16 protein-coding genes are annotated in these 24,882 nt (G+C 45.3%); 8 read left to right on the forward strand and 8 right to left on the reverse strand.

Annotated elements, in window-relative coordinates; translation table 11 throughout:
* The first annotated feature begins 391 nt into the window (after window positions 1–391).
* The 4 genes from TOL2_RS19840 to TOL2_RS19855 all read left to right on the forward strand — a co-directional run bounded on the left by TOL2_RS19840 (window position 392) and on the right by TOL2_RS19855 (window position 4,896).
* Window positions 392–1,498, forward strand: coding sequence for an SPFH domain-containing protein (locus TOL2_RS19840; protein WP_014959066.1), 1,107 nt, complete (start codon window positions 392–394; stop codon window positions 1,496–1,498).
* Window positions 1,498–2,523: an SPFH domain-containing protein gene (locus TOL2_RS19845; protein ID WP_014959067.1), complete on the forward strand. Its 1,026-nt coding sequence runs from the start codon at window positions 1,498–1,500 to the stop codon at window positions 2,521–2,523. Before TOL2_RS19840 ends, TOL2_RS19845 begins: the two co-directional genes overlap by 1 nt.
* A gap of 301 nt (window positions 2,524–2,824) precedes the next feature.
* Window positions 2,825–3,421, forward strand: a complete 597-nt coding sequence (locus TOL2_RS19850; protein WP_041279645.1) for a TetR/AcrR family transcriptional regulator — start codon at window positions 2,825–2,827, stop codon at window positions 3,419–3,421.
* Between the two features lie 134 nt (window positions 3,422–3,555).
* A complete protein-coding gene (locus tag TOL2_RS19855) occupies window positions 3,556–4,896 on the forward strand; it encodes an FAD-dependent oxidoreductase (protein ID WP_014959069.1) in 1,341 nt (446 codons plus the stop codon).
* 163 nt (window positions 4,897–5,059) lie between these two features.
* On the opposite strand, the gene TOL2_RS19860 is transcribed toward TOL2_RS19855, so the two are convergent.
* From TOL2_RS19860 to TOL2_RS19895, 7 genes are all read right to left on the reverse strand, one after another.
* The gene (locus TOL2_RS19860) at window positions 5,060–6,733 is read right to left on the reverse strand and encodes a Na/Pi cotransporter family protein (RefSeq protein ID WP_014959070.1); all 1,674 of its coding nucleotides are present in this window, start codon (window positions 6,731–6,733) and stop codon (window positions 5,060–5,062) included.
* Between the two features lie 425 nt (window positions 6,734–7,158).
* Entirely contained in the window at window positions 7,159–8,052 is an 894-nt protein-coding gene (locus TOL2_RS19865; RefSeq protein ID WP_041279646.1) for a Tim44 domain-containing protein, read from the reverse strand.
* A 249-nt stretch (window positions 8,053–8,301) separates the two neighbouring features.
* Complete coding sequence (locus tag TOL2_RS19875; protein WP_014959072.1) at window positions 8,302–11,517, reverse strand: type I restriction endonuclease subunit R; 3,216 nt, start codon at window positions 11,515–11,517, stop codon at window positions 8,302–8,304.
* 1 nt (window position 11,518) lies between these two features.
* A complete protein-coding gene (locus TOL2_RS19880; protein ID WP_014959073.1) occupies window positions 11,519–12,619 on the reverse strand; it encodes a PDDEXK nuclease domain-containing protein in 1,101 nt (366 codons plus the stop codon).
* Window positions 12,620–12,726: 107 nt separating this feature from the next.
* A complete protein-coding gene (locus tag TOL2_RS19885) occupies window positions 12,727–14,082 on the reverse strand; it encodes a restriction endonuclease subunit S (protein WP_014959074.1) in 1,356 nt (451 codons plus the stop codon).
* A 35-nt stretch (window positions 14,083–14,117) separates the two neighbouring features.
* The gene (locus TOL2_RS19890; protein WP_014959075.1) at window positions 14,118–15,164 is read right to left on the reverse strand and encodes a PDDEXK nuclease domain-containing protein; all 1,047 of its coding nucleotides are present in this window, start codon (window positions 15,162–15,164) and stop codon (window positions 14,118–14,120) included.
* On the reverse strand, window positions 15,154–16,731 hold the full coding sequence (locus TOL2_RS19895) for a type I restriction-modification system subunit M (protein ID WP_014959076.1): 1,578 nt from the start codon (window positions 16,729–16,731) through the stop codon (window positions 15,154–15,156). Before TOL2_RS19895 ends, TOL2_RS19890 begins: the two co-directional genes overlap by 11 nt.
* Window positions 16,732–17,086: 355 nt before the next feature.
* Between TOL2_RS19895 and TOL2_RS19900 the strand changes: the two genes are divergently transcribed.
* The 4 genes from TOL2_RS19900 to TOL2_RS19915 all read left to right on the forward strand — a co-directional run bounded on the left by TOL2_RS19900 (window position 17,087) and on the right by TOL2_RS19915 (window position 20,482).
* A complete protein-coding gene (locus TOL2_RS19900) occupies window positions 17,087–17,497 on the forward strand; it encodes a RidA family protein (RefSeq protein WP_014959077.1) in 411 nt (136 codons plus the stop codon).
* Window positions 17,498–17,794: 297 nt separating this feature from the next.
* Window positions 17,795–18,226 (forward strand): acyl-CoA thioesterase, encoded by a 432-nt coding sequence (locus TOL2_RS23855; RefSeq protein WP_014959078.1) that lies wholly within the window; start codon window positions 17,795–17,797, stop codon window positions 18,224–18,226.
* A 121-nt stretch (window positions 18,227–18,347) separates the two neighbouring features.
* Complete coding sequence (locus tag TOL2_RS19910; protein ID WP_014959079.1) at window positions 18,348–19,166, forward strand: MerR family transcriptional regulator; 819 nt, start codon at window positions 18,348–18,350, stop codon at window positions 19,164–19,166.
* 65 nt (window positions 19,167–19,231) lie between these two features.
* Complete coding sequence (locus TOL2_RS19915; RefSeq protein ID WP_014959080.1) at window positions 19,232–20,482, forward strand: MFS transporter; 1,251 nt, start codon at window positions 19,232–19,234, stop codon at window positions 20,480–20,482.
* Window positions 20,483–20,602: 120 nt separating this feature from the next.
* Here TOL2_RS19915 and TOL2_RS19920 read toward each other — a convergent pair whose 3' ends face one another.
* Entirely contained in the window at window positions 20,603–24,775 is a 4,173-nt protein-coding gene (locus tag TOL2_RS19920; RefSeq protein ID WP_148278157.1) for a DEAD/DEAH box helicase, read from the reverse strand.
* Window positions 24,776–24,882 lie beyond the last annotated feature (107 nt).

The following is a 24,882-nucleotide window of genomic DNA, read 5'->3' on the forward strand; positions in this document are numbered from 1 at the left end:
TCAGCCTTATCTGGACGAATTCCTGCCATACCCCATCTAAATTTTGCCAACTCCGAAAGTTGAGTTTTTTAATAACGACCATGGCAGATTAAACTGCCACAACAAAAAATGAAAGAAATTTGATTCCAGCAGGTTAAAAGTTCTTGCGATACTACCATTGCAGTCATCAAATGAAAGAAGGATCAGTCTTATAAATTATTGTTTCTTGTAAGAATACCCGGTATGGTTATGCCGATATTCTTGCTTATTATTTTTTTAGACGTATTTGATTACAAAGAATCAATAACGGTCATGGCAGAACACTCTGCCACAACAAAAAAATGAAAGACATTTAATTTCAACAGTTTAAAAGTTCTTTCATATAAAAACATTAATTAAAGGAGACTCGCGTATGGAAAACAATGAAAATCAGGCCGGAGGCTCAAAAATTGAGACTCTGTTTAAGCCGAAATTCAAACAACCCAAGTTTGACATAAAGCTAAAACTTTCCTGGAAAATCAGAGGACTTCTGTTGTTGCTTGTAATCATTGTTGTTGCATACAGCTCATTGCTGGAATATGTAAAGCCCAATGAATTCGGTATCAAAGTTGTTAAAATCGGAATTGGCCGGGGGGTTCAAAAGAAAGTATATGAAACCGGATTACATCTTGTGCTGCCCTTTGGCATGCAACAGATGCATAAGCTGCCCAGGGATATTCAGGTACTTGAATTGACCAATTATGAAAATACAGCATCACAATACGCAAGAATAAAACCAGCGGCCCATATACAAACCTCGGACGGATTTTTTGTAGTTGTGGATGTCTCCATTATTTATCGAATTGTTGATCCATATAAAGTATTCACCATTATTGGCCCTGGAAAACTTTTCGAGGATAATGGTATCATCCCAAAAGCCGAGCCTACTTTGAAAGACTCTCTGGGTCAGCTGACCACGGAAGATTTTTTTAACAGCCCCAAGAGAGTTGAAAAAAGTAATATGGCCAAAAGAAAACTGAACGAGGAGCTTGAGTCAAAAGGGATACATGTTGACCATGTTCTTGTCAGATATTTTAAATACAGTGATGAAATTCAAAAAAACATTGAAGAAAAAAAGTTGAAAGACCAGCTGGTCTTTAAAAATCAGGCCGAAGCAAGGGCTGCGGTTGAGAATGCCAAACTGACCAGGATTGTTCAGGAAGGAAAGGTTATCGTCATTGTTGAGCTTGAAAAAGGAAAGGCTTATGTAACCAGAAAAAAGGCAGAAAAAGATCTTTATTATAGAAAAAAAATTGCCCAAGCCGATCTTCTTGTAAAACTTGCCGATGCAGAAAAAATACGGCTTAAGAATGATGCGTTAAAAGGAAAAGGGGCCGAACGGATGGTGGGGCTTAAAATGGCTGAAGTTCTAAAAGGTCTTGACGTGATTATATTGCCAAGTGACGGCTCCGGGGGTGTTAACCCTCTTGATCTTAACAAATCTCTTGAACTTTTTGATGTTAGAAAAGGAGACAAATAATGAAAAAACTTATTTTTATTATTTTCAGTTTAACCTGTTTGATTACTTTTTCAGGTTGTATCCCCCATTCAACTGACAGCACTGAGGTCGGTATCAGAACAAAAAAGTTTTCATTCTTTGGAAAAAAAGGTGTTGAAGAAAAATATTATGCGCCGGGATCCACTTATTTTTTTCTTCCGTTCATTAACGACTGGCATACATTTGATACAAAACTCCAGAACCTTGAAATGACATTCAATACAAAAAGCGGGGACAGAAAGTCCAGGGATGATCTTTTATTTAAAACCATAGATGGCAATGATATCAGCCTTGATGTTATTATTGCCTATAAAATTGATCCTTCAAAAGCACCCTATATTTTGCAAAATGTTGCTGTGGATGACGCAAGTCTCAGGAATAAAATTGTACGCACAATAGCAAGAAGCAAGCCCAGAGATATTTTTGGCGAGCTTACCACAGAAGAATTTTATGTGGCCTCAAAAAGGGATTCACAAGCCCATAAAGCAAAAGAAGTTCTCAAGGAAATGTTGAACCCTTTAGGTATCACAGTGGAAAGAGTTCTCACAAAGGATTATCGATTTAATTCTAAATACCAGCAGGCAATTGAGGATAAAAAAGTAGCAGACCAGTTGGTGGAAAAAAACAAATCTGCCCAGCATGCTTCTCTTGAGGAGTACAAAAGAAAACTTGAAGAAGCCAAGGGTGAAGTAAACGGTATGATTGCTGATGTAGATGGTGTGTATCAAAAGGCAAAAATAGAAGCAGATGTTTATTACGAAAGACAAAAACTTCTTGCAGAAGCAATCATGGCAGAAGGTATTGCTGAAGCCAAGGGTATCATGGAGATGAATAAAGCCATGGAAAGCACCGGGGGTGAAGCTCTTGTTAAATTGGCAATTGCCGAAGCACTGCAAGGTAAAAAAATTGTACTTTTACCGGTTTCCGAAGGCGGCATGAATCTTAAAACAACAAATATCAATCAATTGATTGATACAATGGGTATAAAGAAGTTAAGTGAACGATAAATTCATGATAAAATAAATTCAAAGGCCAGTGGATAATTTCCACCGGCCTTTGGTAATTCTTGCCAGTCATAAGTTTTTTTTAAAATGAAACACCAGGTCTGAGCCTGGCAGTTACATTGAAGATGGCCTTGTCTACATACAATCTCTATCAGGATGTATCAAGATGTATCAAGATAATTTGTTTAATGGTTTCAATGCAATATAATACTTATCCAACCAAACCAGTGCCAAAAAAATTCTTGACATAATCTCAGGCCCATGAGATAAAATGAACATTCGTTCTAATAAAAAAGGAGATCCCATGGAATCGAAAAAAGAAAAAAGAACCCGCCAAAACAAAGATATTCGCGCCCTGATCCTGGATACGGCGCTGGATCTTTTTTCCATCCGTGGCTATTTTTCCACATCAGTACACCATATACAGAAGCAGGCCGGGGTCAGCATCGGCTCCATCTATCACCACTTCAAAAACAAGGAGGCCATTGCCAAGGCACTGTACGATGATCTGGTGGGACAGATGGGCCAGGCCATGACAGAGATTATGGCCTCCGAGGAAACTACTGAAAAACGCTTGAAGGCCGTATGCGCTCACCTGTTTGAACTGACAGAGACCTCACCGAACGTGATGCAGTATATCCTGTATGCCCGTCACCGGGAGTTTATGCCCGATGAAATTCCCATCTGCTCTTCCCGCCCTTTTGCAACCATCAGGGAGATGGTCCGGGAAGGAATAGAAAAGGGTGAGGTGAGACAAATGGATCTCACTGTGGCAAGCGCATCTCTTATGGGAGGCGCAATACGGTTGATCTATCTCAGGCTAGACGGTGTACTGGAAAAACCGGTAACCTTCTATCTTGATGAAATCTGGGAATGCTGCTGGAAAAGCGTCTCCCCTTAGAACGTTATGCTTTACCAATTTTTCATTTAAGATAAGACCGGGAATGATCGGTAACAGAAAAATTTTTTATCGCTTTTACAAAACAAAATAGAACGAACATTCGTTTTAAAACTCAACAACCCAAGGAGAAAATCATGAAAAAAAGTGACATTATTATTATTGGAGGCGGTGCCGCTGGTATCGTCGCTATTAATACCATCCATGCCCTGAATTCAAACCTTTCGCTCACCCTGATCAAGGATGAAGAGGTGCTTGTCAATCGATGCTCCATCCCTTACGGGATTGGCGGAGAAAAAGAAATTGAAAATTATGTGGTCCCCAACAGCAGTATCACCAGTACTGGAGCTGATCTTGTCATTGGGCGGGTAAAAGAAATCGACAAAGAAAAAAAAGAGGTGATGCTCCAGACAGGTGAAATATACGGCTACAAACAGCTGCTGCTGGCAACCGGTTCTCGTCCCCTGCTTCCCAAGTTGCCCGGCATTGAATCGGAAAATATCCTGGTGGTGCGCTCTCTTGGCGACTTGGAGCGCCTCCGTGCTTCAGTCCGGTCCAGCCGCAAAGCATTGATTGTGGGCGGGGGATATGTGGGAGTAGAACTGGCCACTGAACTTCAGCAGCTGGGGCTGACCGTTTCCCTGGTGGAGATGCAGGAAAGAATCCTCCTGGCCACCACCGAGCCGGAGTTTATCTGTGACGTGGAGCAGATGCTTGACCGCAAAGGCATCCGGATGATGACCGGACGTAAGGTAACGGCATTCGAACATGATACACAGAAGATGGTCACGGCAAGGCTTGACGACGGAACGTTTATTGAAGCTGACTTTGTGGTCATTTCTGCCGGGGTTGTGCCCAATATGGAACTTGCTCAGCATGCGGGTATCGAAACCTCCCCCTTGGGAATAATAACAGATACCGCTCTTAGAACCAGCGACAAGGATATTTTTGCCGCTGGTGACTGCGCGCAAAAGCATGCTTTTGGCACTGGCAAGCCCACACGGGGAGACTTTGGAACCAACGCGGTCTTCATGGGCAAGGTGGCCGGACAGAATCTCGCCGGGATGGAGACTTCCTTTATGGGAATCATCAACGCCAATGTCTCGTCAATCTACGATACCAGTTTCGGATCGGCGGGCCTCACCGAGGAAGGAGCCCGGAAAGCTGGACTCGATGTGATTGTGGGGCTTTCCGAAACTCTCGACAGATATCCCATGATTGATGGGGCCGCTGCGTTTCGAACCAAATTGATCTTTGACAGCACCAGCCGTGTCCTGATCGGGGGAAGCGTCATAAAAAAAGGCAAGGGCGTGGCCCCGCACATTGACCTGATTTCCCTTGCCATCCAGAAAAAAATCACCATAGAGGAATTTCTCTGCCACCAGTACGCCACCCATCCTCAGCTGGCGGTGGTTCCAACGGAAAACAGCTGCCTGACTGCTGCCATGAATGCCATGGCAAGTATGGCAAGCAGGTAACAAAACAGTGCCGGGTTCATAGCGCATACTTCCTGACATATTATGAACCCGGCACTATTTCTCTTTCCAATTGACCGGTGTAATACCGGCTTATTCCAAGGTCATGAATGCCAAATTCAGCACCCAGCTCAGCCCGTATGATATCCCGGCCCCTGGCTTGGCGTCAGGGTTCTACCGCTTTGTCAAAAGCAATGGTTTTTTCTTGTGTAAGAAGCACATCTTTCATGCTGAAGATGAACATTCTGCATGCCTGAGTAAAAAGGCGATTTACAAGAAACAAGGTGGACAGGTCAAGATTTTCCTCTTTATTATCCGATGAAGTCTGGACAATTTGCTGAATAAATAATTTATCCGCCTGTTCCACATGGGCAAATGCCTTAATAATCGTGGCATACTGTAATTGCTCATCATTTAGTAAAAGCGCCTCATTGATCTCATGATACAAGGTGATTAGTCGCTTTCTAAATCGGTCATACTGGCGGTTTAAAAATGCTGAATCAGATGATTCAAATTCATCAAAATCCGGTCGAATACCCTTGAAATTTTTTGCAGAGTTCATGATATTTCTGGATGCGAGAATAGCTCTTTCTATTTCCTGGGAAATGATCTCATCCAGCTTATGGGTCTGAATAAGTGAATAATAAGCAATAATGGACGAATGCAGCGCTTTTATATCATTGTAAAAAACATCCATTGGCACTTGCTTTTTTTTACCCTTTTCAAAAGGCAGTGGCTCCTCAAAAACAAGTGTTTTATCAATATGAAGGGATCTTAAAGTATATAACTGGCATTCCTGCAGCAAATGAATAATTTCATTTTTCAGTGCTACAACAGCTGCTTCAACCTCTTCTGCCGGAGTATCTGTGATATGAACACACAACTGGGTCTTTCTCTCGGGAAATAATTTAACAAGAAAATTAGTCATAACTTTGACAATCGGCAAAAATATAACCACCCCAGTGATGTTAAAAATGGTATGAAACAATGCCAGGCCCACAGGGCCATTGACTGTGACATCAATAAATATTCTCACGATCATAACCATTACAGGCAGTGCGGCAAAAGCAATGATACCGGTCACAAGGTTGAAAGCCAGATGGCTGCCAGCCACTCTTTTTTTAGGAGGTGACCCGCCGATAGCACCGAGAAGAACAGTGGCGGTTGTGCCGATATTGGCACCGATAACCATGGCTGCTGCCATTTCAAATGTCATCAACTGGCTGTTTAAAGCGGCAAGCGTAATGGCTATGGTTGCAGCACTTGCCTGCATAAGCGCTGTGATTACAGTTCCGATAAGCAGGCACATCCACAGGGCCAGGTTCTGAAATTGACCTGGATTAAAATTTTGTGAAAAACTCTCCACACTGGTTTTCATATAATCCAGACCAAGGAACAAAAATCCAAAACCAATCAACAGCCGGTTAATATGATAAAACCGGGTCCCAGGTTTGAACAAAATTAATCCGGCCGCACCCGTACCAATAAACGGAAGAGCAAATGTTTCTATTTTGATTTTAAATCCCAGGGTGGCTACAATCCATGCTGTCAGTGTTGTACCGATATTGGAACCGAGGATCACTCCGATGGCATTTTCCATACTCATTATACCTGCACCCACAAAAGCAAGTACCATAAGTGACACAGCAGAACTACTCTGTAATAAAGCCGTGACAAGTGTTCCGTTTGCAATGGCTTTTAGCCGGGTGTTGGTATAATCACGGATAATTCGTCGAAAAGCTTTTCCAGAAAGATCTTTTACTGAATTTTCAAGCAATTGCATGCCAAACAGGAAAATTCCCAGCCCCGCCAGCAGTTTCCAATAATCAAATTCAAACATAATCTCTCACAAAAGTCATTGCAGTTGGTTTATACATCCTGAATAACATACCCTTCATTCAAATCAAACAGGAATCAAACAATAAACCTATACACTATTTTTTCAAGTAATATTTTGCACGTTTTAAATGATCTTACATTTCAAATTTCATTTTGTTTTGAGTCAAGGCCCTATCCTTTCAGGGGGGCCTATGTCCAGAATGCCAATATGGTCTGTGCCAAAGAAGATGCCGTCAAAACCGAGGCAGCTTTATGCTGACTGGTTTCACCCCCCCCCATTGACAAGGGAGATATCTTCATAGGCGATCAAAGGATTACCAGTTTGCCACCCCACAAGCGGAACATTGGCATGGTTTCCATCTTTTTTGATACCGGCCTTGAAAATATGCTCAGAAACCGGCAGATCACCTGGACAACAGCAGTTGTCTATTCATCCACAATCTTGATGCCTTCCAGTTTCCAGGCGTTGGTCCCGACAGGCCGTGCCCAGGTCCATTCCTCTTGGAATTTTACAGGCTGGGTCATACTGCCATCCACTATGTCCCCTGTTGTCTCATCCACGGTATAATCGAGCAGATTCGCAAGGAAAAGTACGGTTACAAAATCTTTAGTTCCGGTGTTGCCGGCATCGACTATGTCTACCGTCCTGATGGCAATATTTTCCAGCTTGTTGATAATGCCTTTTTCACGCATTTGTGCAAACTGCACCTCGTACTCCGAGGCAAGTTGGGAGCCCAGCAGATCCCGATAAGAATCCAGATCCCGGCGCATCCAGCCTGCCTGCACCTGAAAGAACACGTCCGAGGCAATCGACAGAAACTCCGAGGCGTTAAAATTTTCATCTGTCTGACTGATCTCGTTAAGACCTTCTTCCACGGTCTGGGCTGCCCCCTGCCCTGTCATTGTCTGGCCGGAAGGCCCACTCTGCCCGGCAGCGGAAAAACCGTTGAATTGTTCATGTGCTGCCTTCTGTCTGGATTTGGCAAATCGTCGAAACAGAAAAAATCCCACACCTGCAAACAACAGGATCGGCAAAAGTCCCATGCCTTGGCCACCGCCTCCAAACATGGAACCAAAAAGCATGCCGCCGATGGCACCGCCCAGGAGACCGCCAACAAGTCCGCTGGCAAATCCGCCGCTTTTCTTGGGCTGAGCCGGTGCAGTCTTCTGAACAGGCGAAGTTCTGGGGGCGGATCTAAACGACGTGCCGCCTGCCCTGGAACGGGCATCTGCCGTATCTGCAATCCAGCCGGCATCCATCAAAAAAAGTGCGAGCAACACAACAAATACAGGGGTAATTTTTTTACATACAGTCAACATTTTTCTCATCCATTACAATTAGGTTAATTTTTATTTTCCATACCTCAAATTCAACCGGCGCATCATGATTTTGCCGGACAAATAGCCAACAATGATAGCAAGTTGCCGGCCCGTTGTCATTCAAAATCGAACAATCCTGATACATAGGGGCCACAATGTCCTGGATATTACCATACTGATTTTCTATTGACTCAGATCCGAAAGAATCGAAACCCTTTTCTGTCGGGCAAAAAACGGGATGGAGCGTCATTAAACTTGATATTTCTTGAAATTCTCAGCCTGTTCAAAGATTTTTTTGTACACCTCATCCCGATCCACTGGCGGATAGCCGGATTCAGCCAGCAAAATGATAAGGTCTGCTTTGAGTTCAGCCTTGATGTCTACTCGTTGGCTCCAGTCGGTGTATCTGGCCTTGTCGTCAACTATGACTTTCACTTTTTTTGCAAGATCAAGGAGCTTGTCCTCAGGATATTGAAAATCATATTTGATGGTGAGGGTTTTAAGGATGTCGTAGAAGCTTTTTTCTTTAAAATCAATGCCCAGTTCGGCAAAAGATTCTTTTTCCTTTTTTATGGCATGGTACAGGTCGATAATCTCATCGGTAAAATCTTCCAGCACCTTGCTCTCAAGTGTATCCTGCTCGCTGCGGTCATTGTATTTGTCCACCAGGGCTTTGAACTGTTTTGAAAAATCGACGCCCTTGAGCTTGTTGACCTTCTTGAAAGCTTCAATCGCCTTGGCCAGTAACTGCTGGAGCAGTTTGATCCGGGTGTTCGGCAGCTTGATCTTTTCGATTTTCGCCATGTAATCCGGGTCGAAAATATCCACCTCGGCAATATCCCCCTGCCCAATCTTTAAGATCTCTTCGACCCCGTCACTTTGCAAGGCCTTGGCAATCATTTGCTGCACCCTGGCATTCATTTGAGCAAGATCCGGAGCATCGCCTCTTGTGAGTTTGAATATTATGGATCGAACCGCCAGGTAGAAATGGACATGATCCCGCTCTTCCTGCACAAACTCATCACACCCGACACAGATGTCATAGGCGGCTTTCATTCGTTTGGACAGAAACATGAAGCGCTTCTCAAGATCACCGGTAATCTGGACATATTCCGCAGCCATGTTGAGGCAGTGCAGCTGCTCCATGGGCTGACCAAAAAAATACAGGGTGGAATCAAACTTGTGAAAGATCGCACGCATCAAGTCCAGATGGTCCCTGACCACCACAATGGATTGCTTCACATCCTCAAAATTTGCGGTGTCTGCTTTGGCGTAATGAGCCAGGGCCAGGTTCATCTGCTTCTTGATACCTATATAATCGATGATCAGCCCTTTTTCTTTTTGCAGGCACTTCCGGTTCACACGGGAAATGGTCTGGATAAGGTTGTGCCGTTTGACCGGCTTGTCAATATACATGCTGTTGAGGAAGGGCACATCAAAGCCGGTGAGCCACATATCCACCACAACGGCGATTTTAAAATTGGATTCAGGTGTTTTGAACTGTTTGGCTAATTTTTCCCGGTATTCTTTGGTTCCCAGCATGTCGTATAAAGCAGGTTCATCATCCTGGCCACGGGTCATCACCAGCTTGATCCGTTCCATGGGCATGATCTGCTTTTTTTCCTGTTCGGTTAGTTTCTCACCATCAGCGCATATCTTTAATTGTGCCCATTCGGGACGCAGAGCAATCACTTCTTTGTAAAAATCATAGGCGATTGGACGGCTGCTGCTGACGAACATGGCTTTACCGGCGATTGTGGCACCTTCGTTGATGCGTGCCTCATAATGGTCGACAAAATCTGCGGCCAAAGCCTTCAGGCGGTCAGGGTCTCCTAAAATGGCGGTCATTTGCAGGTTGGCCCGTTTGCTGCTCTCAATCGCGTAGTCGTTGGCCCCGTTATCCGCGCATTGGGCATAGTAGTCTTCAATCTGGGCAAGTTTGCCGTTGTCGAGCAGCACCCTTGCTGCCCGGCCTTCGTAAACAATGCGCACCGTGATCTCATCGGCCACCGATTCCGTCATGGTGTAGGCGTCCACCACCTCGCCGAAGACATCCAGGGTCGCATCAATGGGTGTGCCGGTGAAGCCCACATAGGTCGCGTTCGGCAGCGAGTCGTGCAGATATTTGGCAAAGCCGAATGTCCGCACTACACCCTCTTTTGTGATTTTTACTTTCTGGTCCAGGTTCACCTGACTGCGGTGGGCTTCATCCGAGATGCAAATCACGTTGTTGCGCTTTGTCAAAAGCTCCGTGTCCTGGGTAAACTTATGAATCGTGGTCAGAAAAACCCCGCCGCTGTTACGTCCTTTCAACAACTCCCGCAGCTGTGTCCGGCTCTCCACACTGATTACCGACTCATCCCCGATGTAGCCCTTGCCATCGGTAAAGAGGCCCGAGAGCTGGTCATCCAGATCCGTGCGGTCCGTGATCAACACGATGGTCGGACTCGACAGCGCCACGCTCTTCATCAGCAACCGCGTCAGAAACAACATGGTAAAGCTCTTTCCGCAACCCGTTGCCCCAAAATAGGTGCCGCCCTTGCCGTCGCCTTCAGGCCGCATGTGTTGCAAAATGTTTTGATACAGCTTTGTTGCCGCGTAGTATTGCGGATACCGACAAAGAATTTTCTTCTCCTGCCGGGAGTTGTCGGGCAGATAGATAAAGTTGCGGATCACATCACACAGCCGGGTTGGATGAAACAAACCCCTGATCATGGAATAGAGCGAGTCGATCCCGTCTTTTTCGATCAGATCGTTGCCGTCAGTCTTGCGCCAGGCGTAGAAAAATTCATAGCCTGCAAAAAAAGACCCTGCCTTGTTGTTCACCCCGTCACTGATCACGCAAAAGGCATTGTATTTAAACAGCTCCGGGATGTCTCGTTTGTAACGCACAGTCAGCTGACCAAAGGCATCATGAATGGTCGCCTCCTCACGGATGGCGCTCTTGAATTCAAACACCACCAGCGGCAGCCCGTTGATGTAGAGAATCCCATCCGGTATCCGCTTTTCATAACCAATGATCTCCATCTGATTCACCATCTTGAAGATGTTGCCGCCGGTCTGGTAAACCGCCACCTCCTCCGCCACAATCAGCGGCACTTCGCCCGCCTTTGGTTCCCGAAACGCGGCCAGTTCCGAATAATCGATCAACTGCACATAGAGGTCTTTTTGGTCCCGGTCTTCCCGCTTGAGCAAAAATCCGTCCGAAACCAGCTTCATGGTCGCCTTGTTGCTCCCGTAGAGATCCGCCGCCGAGTAAGCTTCCAATTTCCGAATCACCGACTCGATTTCAACCGGCGTGATGCCGTCCGCCGCATACTGCCTGGCCAGAAACGCCCGCAGATCAGCCTTGATCAACACCTCCTGGGGCTGACGATCAATTGCACCACCCGGCACATGGGGATACCCCTCTGCTTTAAGGAGTTCTATGATGGCTGCTTCCAGTTGGGCTTCGGTGAATTTCATGCTATTGCCCCTTTTCTTCCAGGCGTTCTAAATCCGCTTCAATTTCTTCAATAGTAGGCAAGCTGCCTTTCAGGTTCTCCGGCAGATTTTCAGTCAGGGTAAAATCACTGACCCCCATGGGTTTGTTGATATCCCTCAACGCAAATTCCGTTTCAATGCTGTTTCTGTCCCGACAGAGAAGTATCCCGATTGTTGGCTGATCTGTTTCTGATTTGAGTAAACTGTCCACTGCTGAAAGATAAAAGTTGAGTTTACCGGCATATTCAGGAATAAATTTTGTATTTTTCAACTCAACAACAACATAGCATTTTAATTTTATGTGGTAAAACAGCAGATCCAGATAGTAGTCACTGTCTCCAACTTCCAGGTGATACTGCCGCCCCACAAAGGCAAATCCCTTTCCCAATTCCAGCAAAAATTTTGTGATGTGGGTGATCAGCTGGTTTTCAATATCCCGTTCATTATAAGGTTTTGTGAAGGCAAGAAAGTCAAAGCTGTAGGGGTCTTTGATGGTTTGCTGGGCCAGATCCGACTGTGGTTCCGGCAAAGTTGTTTTAAAATTGGTAATTGCCTTACCCTGCCGGGAATAAAGATTTGACTTGATCTGCAATGCCAGAACATCTCGACTCCAACCGTTCTCAATGGTTTCATGGATGTAGAACAAGGCAGCATGTTGATCTTTCACCTTGCCAATCAGCAATTTAATATGTCCCCAGGGAATCTGTCTGATATGTTGATATATTTCATCGCCTGAAGGCAGATCTATTTGGTCCCCGGCCCGGGGACTTTTCAATTTTGTTGTTTCGTCCCCAACCTGGGGACTAATTGAAATGTAATGATAAAACAGGCGGCAATATTTGAGATTGGTGACAGAGAACCCCTGAATATCAGGAAATTCTTTTTTCAAATCCTTAGAAAGATTTTTCAGAAATCGGGAACCCCACACAGCATCTTTTTCACTGATCATTCTCCCCAGGTCCCGGTAAAACTCAATTAATGCAGAGTTGACCGCTAAAGCAGCTTTGATCTGGGCAGAACGAATTTTTGATTTCAGTGTGACAAGCCATTTTTTGTATTCCGGAGTAATATTCAAATTATTCATGATATTTTCTCTTTTGTATCAAAATGTGGTAAAGACCCTTGCTAATGTCAACCCTTTAGCTCCTCGAAAAATGGGATTTGCTGCTTCAGGTTGGGATTCAATAAATTTCATACCAGCGCCTCCTCGGTTAGTTTTTCAGCTTCGGGAATGCGTAGTTCTCCGGAGATTAGTTTGGGGAGAAGGGTGTCTCGGAGCTTGGAAAGTGATGCTGATTCTAAAAATCCAGATTCAATTCGTTCGATCTTCTGTGAGATATACTCATCGAATTTATCGACAATAGAATTAGGTGGGACAATCGCTGCGAATCCGGAAAGTGTCTGACGGCTCCAATTTGGAAATGTTGATCCAGTGGTTAAGCCAAGCATCTCTGTAATACTGGATTTGAATATTTGATCCACAAAGCATTGGGATCGCTTTCCCCGAACGCTACAAACGCCACGGCCAAGGCAATATCGGTCATCACTTTTCACGAAGCGACCTGTGGTGCTTCCTCTCACGCAAACTATTAGATCACCTTTATGGGATAACTTAGTTGGCGAAGTGGTCCACTTGCTTCTGTTGGTGAAATAGGGTCCAAATTCAACAGGACCATTCACTAATGGTGTTCCTTCGCCGTTACTGTTGTATGTGTTTCCCTTTGGTGATTGGCCCATTTCAATCAATGCATGGTCGCTCATCTGGCCAACTTCCCACCCCTCCGGAATCCAGCCCATTTCTTCGGTGCGTTGAAAGGCGGCGGGGAATTGTTTGGCGGCTTCACGATTGGCGGTGCCATTGGCAAGGGCTTTGCGGCGGACTTCCGCTCGTTCGGCAAGTTCTTCGGGGATCGGATTACCGGCGGCAAGGGCATTGTCGATCACCGGGTCAAAGTCCACAAACCAGCTTTTGAAGAGCGCCTGCGCCACCCCTTCCAGCGTCGCATTCATCCGCCGATTCAACTCAATCTTGTCATCCAATGATCTCAGGATGTGAGCGATTGCTTTTTGCTTGTGGAGAGGCGGGAGCGAAATTTCGGCCTTTTTAAAATCCTTAAGTATCACTCTCGGAATGGCAGCACCTGAAATAAAGTTGCTTTTAAGATAGTCTAATGTTTGTTCTGAGCAAAAATAGTATTTCAGGAAGTTTGAATCCAGTTGGTTTGTGTCTGGCCTCAGAATAGCAACTGAAGAAAGCAGCACATAATCTGCTTCTCCATTAACGGTGCAAACAGTGTCCAAAGCGCTGTTTCCATCTTTCGCAATTAGGACGTCATCTTTTTGAGGTTTGCATCCTTGTCTAACTAAAAAAGCGAAATCTTCTCCAGATATTTTCCTCGCACCTGAAACATCAACTCCAAATCGGGTGAGATCCTTTACTGATGCCATCGGCATTCCCACATCTACAGACTTTGGGCTTTGATGTGCCCCATCGGTGATTGTTGGACAAAGCTCACCGAGAGTCATGATTGGCCATTCACTTCCCATAACCCAACACTCCCAAGTTCCCCGAAAATAAAATATTACTCATGTTCAAATTCTCCACTCAGCTTTGCCTCTATCTCTTCAATGGACGGCAGGCTTGATTTCAGATTTTCAGGCAAGGCCTGTGTCAACTGATATTCTGAAACGCCCATGGGTTTATGGATGTCACTCAAGGCATATTCAACCACAAGTCTATCCTTGTTCTTGCACAGCAAAATGCCTATGGTCGGGTTATCTCCGTCTTTTCGTAGTTTTTCATCAACCGCTTTGATATAAAAATTGAGTTTCCCCGCATGTTCCGGCTCAAAATCCACTGTTTTCAGTTCAATGACCACATGGCAGTGAAGTCTTGTGTGGTAAAACAGAAGATCAAGGAAAAAGTCCCGCTCGCCTACCTGAACCGGGACCTGTTTCCCCATATAGGCAAAACCGGCTCCCAGCTCCAACAGAAACTTTGTGACATGCTGTATCAGGTTCTGTTCAAGCTCCCGTTCGTTATAATTCTCTGTCAGCGTCAGGAAATCGAAATTGTATGGATCTTTGATAATCTGTTGGGCAAGATCAGATTGGGGCGTCGGAAGTGCCTTGCTGAAATTGGTCATGGCTTTTCCCTGTCTTTCATAAAGACCGCTTTCAATCTGGTGGGTCAAAACGCTCCGGCTCCAGTTGTTTTCGATGGTTTTCTCTATGTAAAAAAAGGCTTTTGGGGTTGTTTTGCATTTGCTTACAATCACCACATGATGCCACCATGGAATATTGAACAATTGCGTAGCAGGCTGCTTCGCAAATTCAAAATCCGTATTGTAAAAAAAATACCATCTTCGGATCTGTTCCAGATTTCTTTTGGAAAACCCTTTCATATCTGGAAATTCAGCCATCAAGTCTTGACTGAGTCGTTTAAGAAACCCGCTACCCCACTTGGCACCTTTCTGTTTTTCAACAATATCCGCCCCAAGCCCCCAGTAAAACTCCAGTAATGCAGTGTTCACCGCTACGGCTGCTTTGAGTTGGGATTGCCGAACCTTTTTTTTAAGCTCTTTCAGCCACTCCAGGTAATCCCTGTCCTGTGTAAGCTCACTCCCCATAACCCAGCACCTCCAGATTCTTCCGAATCACCTCATCCAGCTTTGCCGACTCTTTCATCTGTGCGTAAAGCGCCTGGCTCATCTCGGTCATCTTGGTTTCAAAGGGGATTCCGTCGTCCTCCAGAGGCGCTGCGCCGACGTAACGTCCGGGCGTAAGCACATAGTCGTGTTTGCGCATCTCTTCCAGGGTAGCGGATTTGCAATAGCCAGCCTGGTCTTCATAGACGCCGTCTTTTGCCTTATTCTGCCCGTCCGGTTCACCCCGCCATGCATGATAGGTTTTGGCAATGGCTGCAATATCATCAGGCAGAAGTTCCTTTTGGGTGCGGTTGATCATCGAGCCGATCTTGCGGGCGTCGATAAAAAGAGTCTCGCCCTCACGGTTGCGGTAGCCGCGCTCGCTTTCGCCTTTTTTATTCTTGGTGAGAAACCAGAGGCAGACGGGAATCTGTGTGGTGAAAAAAAGTTGGCCGGGCAGCGCAATCATACAGTCCACCAGATCGTTTTCCACCAGTTTCTGGCGGATCGCGCCTTCACCCTTGGTGTTGGTGGACATGGAGCCGTTGGCCAGCACAAAACCTGCCACGCCGTGTTCGGAGAGCTTGGAGACCATATGAAGAATCCAGGCATAGTTGGCATTGCCGGTGGGCGGGGTCTCAAAGCCGTCCCAGCGCGAGTCGTTGACCAGCTCGTCAGCGGCCCGCCACGCCTTCATGTTAAAGGGCGGATTGGCCATGATATAGTCGGCCTTCAAGTCGGGGTGCTGATCTTTAAAAAAGGTATCAGCCGGGACTTCACCGAGATTGGCCGAAAGCCCGCGCACCGCCAGGTTCATTTTGGCCAGCTTGTAGGTGGTGGCGGTAAACTCCTGCCCGTACACCGATATGTCCCTGGTGTTGCCGTGGTGGCTCTGCACAAACTTGAGCGACTGCACAAACATGCCGCCCGAACCGCAGCATGGGTCATAGATCTTACCCTTGTAGGGTTCGATCATCTCCGCGATCAGGTTGACCACGCACTTGGGCGTATAGAACTCGCCCCCCAGCTTGCCCTCGGAGGCGGCAAACTTGCCGAGGAAATATTCATACACCCGGCCCACCACGTCCTCTTCCTTGTCCGCCACCGTGTCGATGTTGTTGATGGCATCAATCAGGGCCGCAAGCTTGCTGCCATCCAGCCCCAGGCGGGAGAAATAGTTGTCCGGCAAGGCACCCTTGAGCGAGGCATTGCTCTTTTCCACCGCGGTCAGGGCCGAGTCGATCCTGACGGCTATGTCTCCCTGCTTGGCGTGTTGCTGAATATGGCTCCAGCGGGAAGTCTCGGGCAGGTAGAAAATGTTCTTCATGGTGTAAAACTCCACCATATCGGCGTATTGCTCTTTACCCTCGGCAATCAGCTGTGCCCGTCGCTCCTCAAATTTGTCTGAAACAAACTTGAGGAAGATCAAACTCAGCACAACGTGCTTGTATTCTGAAGACTCGACGCTGCCCCGCAGCCTGTTTGCGGAGTCCCACAGGGACTCTTCAAAGCCTTTATTGTTTTTCGGTACTGCTTTTTTCCCAGCCATTATTTTTCCTTGAAATTGCAAACTTTAGGTTGAAGCATGGTCTTATTTTTATTTTAAAGGGCTAAACAATTATTTGTACAGACCTGTCTGTCTTGTAAATTTGAACAATATCCGACCAAACAAACCACACGGTTCGAGAATTCCGTAACAATATTTCTAATGTCTGTAAAGGTATTTCGACAGATCAATTTTGTGAAAATATAATTGATTCAGAAAGAATCCGGTTGGGTTTTATCGGCATAGGAGTTAAGGTTCGTCCTTGGTCTATCTTGACAAAGACAAAGTAGGTGTCTTAATATTGGTGCCAAAAGAACATTGACCACAAACCAGTAAAATTATCGAAAAGGATTACAAAATGAGTATTGAAAAAAAAATTATCCAACCGGATGGCTGGGCACCCACAACAGGTTATGCCAACGGTATTCTCGTTAGTCCCGGAAAAATTTTATTTATCGCCGGGCAGGTTGGATGGGATGAGAATGAAATTATTCAATCCACAGAAATTGGTCCACAATTTGAACAGGCCCTGAAAAACATTCTTGCCATATTAAAAAAAGCCGGTGGAGGAGCCGAACACATCTGCCGTATGACCTGTTACTGCACCGACAAAAAAAAATATATTGAGGCTCGAAGAGAAATCGGTAAGGCATGGAAGCAACTGCTTGGGAAAAACTTTCCTGCTATGAGTATGATATTTGTTGCCGATCTTCTGGCACCGCAAAGCCTTATTGAAATAGAAACCACCGCGGTGATTCCAGAAAAATAAATGGCTCATAGGCAATACGATTATACTATAGAAAATAATTTCCAGAAGAAAAATGGCGTTAATTATTCAATAGTGTATATACGAGTGAATGAATCAGAAATATTTCATGAGGCTTGGAAAATAATTATCTTTGTACTATAAGTACCCCAAGGATCGGATTCATCGATAACAAAAATGGACGTCACCGCAATTTTGAGGAAAAATTCTTTCGATAGGATATTACAATTTTATCACTTGATCCTATACTCATAATTGCCGTAATTTTTTACAATATATTCTACTCATGAAAGGAATAAAATGCTTTTTCGAGTCCCCATTAAGGTCTGTTTTTCTGACATTGATAACGCTGGTATTGTCTACTATCCACGTTTCATGCATTACTTCCATCTTGCAATAGAAGAATTTTTCGATTCTATGTTAGGGATATCTTATGCTGAGGTCTTACACAAACGAAATTTATCCTTACCAACGGTTCACCTTGAGAGTGATTTCCATCGTAAGATGAAATATGGAGATCAAATCGACATGGAGGTCAGGGTTATAAAGATTGGGAAAAGTTCAATCAGTTGGGGATACAGGGGATATCTTAATGGTGAAGAAAATGAGATTGTTGTGGAAGGAAGTAATGTTACTGTATGCCTTAGAACAGATAACTTCGAAAAAGTAGATGTTCCTCAATGGTTGAGAAAGGATTTGACTGCATACATGGAAGAATTTGACAAGAAATAAAACCGGTTAATACCATTCAAAATAATTTTTCAAGGTGATTCAAACTATGCCGAAAGCCTTGGCTTTAAATATTTTCTATAGTTATGTGATTACCTATTAAACTGAACCAGTGCCGAAACCAATGAGAAACGAATTTACAATCGGTGAAATTTCCAAACTGCATAATATCCCCATCAAAACACTTCGGTATTATGATTCAATTGATCTGTTCAAACCGGCAATGGTCGATACGCGAAACAATTACAGATATTATTCCATTGAGCAGTTTGAGATGCTCAATTCCATTAAATTTTTAAGGTACCTGGGCTATTCCATAAATGATATCAAACACCATCTGAAAACAGAAGACCAGGATGGCTTTATCAAGTCATTAAAAGAATACAAACAGGCAACCGATAACGAGATCCAGCGGTTGAAAAACATCAAGGGATTTTTAAATGAAAGAATCATGGAGCTTGAAAATGCCATGGACAACAATTCTCTTGGCAAAGTGTTGATCAAAAAACTGCCCAAAAGAAACATAATATTTTTAAAAGAAAACATTAAAACCATTTTTGACCTTGAAATCAATTTGAGAAAGCTTGAAAACGATTCCGGGGTAAACCATTCCATCATGATCGGAAGGGTTGGTTTAACCATAAGCCTTGAGAATCTTTTAAACAAACAGTTCAATGAGTACAATTCTATTTTTATTTTAAATCCAAACGGACGTCATACTGATTTTTCAAGCAGTCTTGACCCGGGGTTTTATGCTTGTGTTACTTTTAACGCAGGGGATCATAAAAAATCAGGTTTTTTTTACGAAAAAATTTTCAAACACCTGGAGAAAAAAAAACTCAGCATCACAGGAGATGCAATTGAGCGCGTTATCATTGATGATTTTATAACAAAAGACAAAGAAAAACACATCACCCAGATTCAAATCCCTATTAGCGCTTGACCCTCCAGTAGCTGTATACTTTAAGATCATTCAAAAAAAAGCAACTTCAAACCGGAGGAATAAAAATGAATGCGAAAACTCAGGCGATAGAAGGCAAAACACAATTGCATTACGGCTGGATCATAACTATTACAGGCATGGCTGTTCTTTTCTCATGTCTTGGACTGGGGCGGTTTTCTCTGGGCATGCTGCTGCCTTCCATGGGGAGTTCACTTCAACTGAACTATTCTCAAATGGGGCTGATCGGTACGGGAAACTTTGTGGGATATATGATTTCCGTAGTGCTGGCCGGCATATTTGCCAGGGCCATTGGTGCCCGCTGGACCATTTCCATCGGCCTTGTCCTGGTGGGCGGGTCAATGGTTTTGATCAGCCGTGCCATGGGATTTGCCGAAGTCATAACACTTTATGTGGCAACCGGCGTAGGGTCCGGGCTGGCAAATGTGCCGCTGATGGGACTGGTTTCGCACTGGTTTTTAAAAAGCACCCGGGGACGGGCTGCCGGCACCATGCTGTCCGGAAACGGCCTGGCAATTGTTTTTACCGGTTTTTTTGTGCCCTGGGTGAATGCCGACCTGGGAGCAGAAGGCTGGCGCATGGGCTGGCTGACCATAGGCATCATATCCCTTGTTATCGCGGCCATTGCAGCGCTGCTCCTGAGAAATGAGCCGGGCGAAAAGGGGCTGATGCCTTTAGGCAAGGCAAATCAGTCCCCGGCATCCTTTTCCCACAAATCTGTGCAAAAGAAAAAAAAATCCAACAAATGGACCATGACACACCTGGGCTGCATTTATGCAATTTTTGGAACAACCTATGCCGTCTATGTCACTTTTATTGTCACCACCATGGTAAACGAACGGGGGTTTGGAGAGGGTACGGCAGGCACATTCTGGGCTGTTGTCGGAGGGCTTTCCATATTTTCAGGCCCGTTGTTCGGCTGGCTGTCAGACAGACTCGGTCGCAAAACCGGCATGATGGTGGTTTACACCCTATTTACCATTGCCTATGCCCTGGTTGCTGCAAATCTGCCTGATCTGTTTTTGTATGCATCTATTGGAATTTTCGGCCTGGCAGTATGGAGCATTCCAACCATCATGTCGGCAGCAGTCGGGGATTATATGGGACCGGTACAGGCAGTAAAAGCCTTTGGCTTTATCACTTTGTTCTTTGGTGCCGGACAGATTACCGGGCCTGCTGTGGCAGGTTTTCTGGCAGATATTACCGGCACGTTCAGCATGGCTTTCTTGCTGTGTGCGATCCTGACCGCAGGTGCCGTGGTGTTGACCTGTTTTTTGAGGCAGCCTGATTCCCGGTAATGCATGATAGCCCGGACGATACAGGCTGGCAATACAGACTGGTAATACAGGCCGGGCAAAGCCGGACAGCTAAGACAGGACAGCTAAGACAGGTAATCTAAAACAAAACAGGTGAAATCTCTATCCTTTCAAAAGAGACAGCAGATCAGCGGCTGAAATCTTGCCGGCCATATCACTGCCTGCCAGCAGGCTTTCCGCCAGGTCACGTTTTTCCTTATGAAGACTGATAATCCGCTCTTCAATGGAATCTTTGACCACAAGGCGATAAACCGTTACAGGCCGGACCTGGCCGATTCTGTGGGCCCGGTCTGATGCCTGGTCCTCCACGGCCGGATTCCACCAGGGGTCCATGTGGATGACATAATCGGCTGCCGTAAGGTTCAAGCCAAAGCCGCCTGCCTTAAGGCTGATCAAAAAGAGATCCCCGCTGCCGTTTTGAAAGGCCTTGATCCGTTCCTGCCGCGTCTTGACCGCTGTGGAGCCGTCCAGATATTGATAAGCGATATTTTTTGCATCCAGAAACTTGCGCAAAATGGTCAGATGGCCCACAAACTGGCTGAAAACAAGAGCTTTATGGTTGTTTTCCAACAGCTCTGCCACAATATCCCCAAACACTCTCAGCTTTGAACTGTCAATACCTGCATCCGGCAGAACCAGGGCTGGATTGCAGCAGATCTGCCTTAATTTCATCAATTCCGCCAGAATTCTCAAATGCTTTTGTCCGGGTTTGTCATCGGCATTTTCAATATTTGCAATGGCCTTGATGCGCTGAGCCTCATACAGCACAGCCTCTTCCTGGCTCATTTCCACCTGAAGGGTGATTTCGGTTTTTTCCGGAAGTTCCTTGAGTACATCGGTTTTTAACCGGCGCAGAATAAAGGGACGAATCAATTTTTTCAATCGCCTGGAAGCATCCTTATCCTGGTCCCTCTCAATGGGAACAGCAAAAGAATTCTTGAACCGGTTAAAAGTGCCCAGAAGACCGGGATTCAAAAAATTAAATAATGTCCACAGCTCATCCAGGTGGTTTTCCACAGGCGTTCCCGTGGTGATCATCTTGAACCTGGAATTGAGTGCCATGGCAGCTTTTGACCGTTTTGTCTTCATGTTTTTTATGGCCTGGGCCTCATCCAGCACAATGGATTGCCAATCCACCCCGGCCAGTTTTTCAGCCTCCACCTGGAGAAGACCATAGCTTGAAATCACAAGATCAAACGGACCCAGCCCATCCAGAAAGTTCTGCCGATCTCCGGGGCCAAACACAAGGGGATTGAGAGTGGGGGCAAAATTGCGGCACTCCTCCTGCCAGTTGGCCATGACCGACAAAGGAGCCACCACAAGGCCAGGGCCGTCACCGGCATGCAGCAAAATTGCGGCAAGAGCCTGAACTGTTTTTCCCAGCCCCATGTCATCGGCCAGGCAGGCACCCACATTCCAGTGAGCAAGCTGGGCCAGCCAGTTAAAGCCGGTCACCTGGTAATCTCTCAGGCGGGCCTGCAAGGTGCCTGGAACGTCGGGAGTTACAATCTCTTTTAGTTTTTCACAATGAATTTTCCATGCCTTGTCACTTTTCAATGATCCTGCCTGATCAGTAAACTCTTCAATGGCATGCACTGCCAGGGGAGCAAATCTAAGCCCTTTTCCATGGGGTGTGGAATAAGCTTTCAACTCTTCAAGCCGCTCTTTTAAAGAATGGGTAAGGCTCAAAAAAGTGCCGTCATCCATTGCTACAAAACGACCGGAAGGTTTATCCAGAAGCGACATCAGCTTTACCAGATCAAGACTCAGATTCTCATCAATCTTTAATGTACCCGTGGCCTTAAACCATTCTCTGTCTTTTTTAATATTCAACTTAAAATCATTAAAAGAAACCTGGGACCTGACCTGCATTTTCTCTCCCTGGGGCCATTCCATAACGATCTTGTCATCGCAGTTTTTCAGATCAAGAAGAAGCTCAAGGGCTTCTTCAGGGTCTGCTACCAGCCACTGTCCTCCAACTTCCTCAAGATGTTCCAGGGTGGAACATTGTTCAATCACGGCCTGGGACAATTGTTTTTCTCTGCTCAAATCACGGACAGCCTGTAGCTTTTCTCCTTTAATCTCGGCAAACACATTGATCCCGCCACGACCTGGCTTGAAATAAGAACCCTTATCAATAAAGGGCCTGACCAGCAGTTCTATTTTGATCCCGTCCTGCCAGGGCATCACATGAACATGTGGAATGGGATCAGCTTTTATTTCTCTGACATGTTCACTTCCGGCACCCGCAAGATCCGAGTTAACAGTAACCAGTGAGGAAAGAGAGCCAATGACCTGACTTGCCATATCCTGCGCTTTTTCAGGCAGTTTCAATCCATTTTCACCCAAAAGATCAGCTATTTGCAGTTGTTCGGAAGAAAACCTGACCAGTTTAAACCGGGAAGGGGTTTCCCTGACCACAAGTGCAGTGCTGTCATTACTATCCGGCATAGGATGCATTGCAATATTAATTTTCCCCTTGTCAATGCGAAACCGCACTTCAGGATCTCCCATGACAAGTTCCACAGGGCTTTCCAGGGAATCGCCAAGGAACAAAAGAGGATGACCCACAAGCAGCGGCAGGGCTTTTTCCTCATCAAACCCATACTCAACCTGGTGGTAATAGCCATACCCGGTTCTGTAAAACTCCTCAATAATGGTGGAACACACTCGTCGATCCTGGTCTGTAAGCCCCTCCATGGTGTGATAGTTATTATACAGATTTTTCAATGCCACGGCCCTGCCCTTTGTCCAGGTTCCGTTCTTTGACAATTTTTGAAGACGGGGTGTGATGTAGCAGGTATTGTATGTTTCACTGCATCCTAAAATCCAGATAAGACGCTGATTTCGCTTATCTGTCCCCGGTTCAGGTTTAGGGCCGGAAGCTTGCCCTATATGAATCAGGGACTTGAGCGTTTTTTCCCATTTGGGTATGGGCTTAACCAGTGTTGCAAGGGTGTGGGTGCCACACAGTTTGTGATTTTTTTTCGACCGTTCTATATTATGCTTAGCATCATGACCCAGACTGGCAAGAAGAGCGCATACTTCAGCCTCCATCCACAACAGACCGGCTGCCATTGTTTTTTTTTGAATATTCTCCAGTTGGAAAATATAGGATTCAGCCTTTTTTTTATCAATCCAGCTCATAACAAGAATGCTTAGAAACGAGACAACCAGATGCTCCACTGCAACCGAGCTTTCAAGGGAATCCTGCAATACTGAGACAAGCCCAAGCCGTTCCTGGAACAGGGATCTCATGGCCTCCATGACAGGCAAGCATAAGGTTGTATCCCCTGAGGCCATATCAATATAGGTCAATGCCGCTTCATGATCTTCACTCTTTTCACTTTTCAACAAGGCAAACAAAAAAAACAGGCCTTCATATCCAGGTAAAAAAATTTTGCGTTTGCGGGTCTCTTTTTTCAGGGATACCAGGGCGGCCTTGAACTGAGTCAATGCCTCATCATTCTTATTGCACAGCATCAGGGCCCACGCCAGATGGGCTGAACGGGATGGGGACTTTTTAAATCTTGACACAAGCTTTTGATGATCTTTGATTTTCCCGCTCAACAAAAGACAAACCATGGCGTTATAATTTTCTTCAAGCCCGGACGATTTTGACAAAAATTCCACATAATAATCAAGAGCAACTTCTACAGGCTCCAGGATTGGCTCCGCCTCCTTCAGGAGATATTCAAGAACCACCATCCGCATGGCAGGTGCAAGGACATCCAGCATCCAGGGGGTAAACGGACGGTTAAACAGCGTTAGAAACGGCACATGCTCCCGAAATGCCATGGGCAGATAATAGCGGATAGAAGCATATACTTTATACATATCAAGACAATCTTCACCGCCATAAACCGCTATCAGGATCGCCCGGTAGGCCTCATTAATGTTTCGAAATAAAAATCCGGCATGTGTGCGTTCAAAGGGGACTGCATCCAGAACAGCAAAGGCAATTTCTTTAAATTCACCCGCCATTACAACATCCTGAAATGCTTGTGACCATACCGACCCGGAACAGGTCAACCCTTTTGGTTTCTTAATGATCAATCCCTGGATTTCAAGTTCCTTTACAAGGGGCTGAATGTTTTTTTGAACAAAGGGCTTGCTATCTTCATCCGTAAATTCCATGGCGTTCAGGCAGTAAATCATATCTTTTTGCCTGAACTCAAATACCTGAACTGCCAGAATCCTGACCATGATTTTTAAAACAGGGGGAAGTAGGCGGTAAGCCATGACCAGTTCGTTATTTTCATTCTTATTTTTCATTATCATATTTACCGATTATTGTTTTTCATGATATTCATGGCTTAATTTAAAAAGCCTTGAATCAATGGGTGGAATTTCTTTAAAAAAACACTTATCAAGATTCCACC

The sequence above is a fragment of the Desulfobacula toluolica Tol2 genome (assembly GCF_000307105.1).
Taxonomy (GTDB): Bacteria; Desulfobacterota; Desulfobacteria; order Desulfobacterales; family Desulfobacteraceae; genus Desulfobacula; species Desulfobacula toluolica.